This is a genomic window from Roseomonas rosulenta (assembly GCF_016106005.1).
Taxonomy (GTDB): Bacteria; Pseudomonadota; Alphaproteobacteria; order Acetobacterales; family Acetobacteraceae; genus Neoroseomonas; species Neoroseomonas rosulenta.
Genome location: NZ_JACADR010000654.1, coordinates 1 through 566, shown reverse-complemented (window position 1 = coordinate 566; position 566 = coordinate 1). Strand labels below are relative to the sequence as shown.

The following is a 566-nucleotide window of genomic DNA, read 5'->3' as shown; positions in this document are numbered from 1 at the left end:
CAGGGTGCGACCACCGCCGGCGCATCGAGCGCCGCCGCCCATCCCGCCGCGGGCGAGGCCGCCAGCGCCAGCCCGCCCTGCCCGGCCAGGAAGGTATCCAGGCGCACCATCCAGCGCGCCGGCACGCACGGTGCGCCCCCGCGGCGCAACGCGGAGGACAGCACCGCCTCCGGCGCCGAGGCCGCGGCGAACAGGAAATCGGCGGCGACGCGGCCGATGCGCGCCTCCGCTTCCGGTAGCCCGAAGGCGGCGCGCATCGGGCGGCTCATCCACGGCCCCGGTTCGGTCGCCTGCGGCCAGACGGTCGCCTCGAGCGCGCCGAGTACCACCCGGTCGAAGGATTGCAGCCGCGCTTCCAGCAGGCCGAGGATGGCGATGCGCGGATGCGCCGCGGCACCGCGCCCGCGCGCCGCGCGCAACGAGGGCGCGACCGGCCCGGCCAGCGCGCCCTCGAACAGGTCGGGCCAGTCGGCGGGTGCGATCGGCGGCAGGTGCGGCAGCGCAGCGGACAGCGCATCGAGGTGCCGCGCCAGCGGCTCGCCTTCCTCGCCGGCATAGAGGCGCAG

General features: G+C 77.9%; 1 pseudogene. It reads right to left on the bottom strand.

Annotation, left to right across the window (positions count from 1 at the left end):
* Positions 1-566, bottom strand: a pseudogene (locus HW578_RS27485) (double-strand break repair protein AddB); the annotation flags it as partial.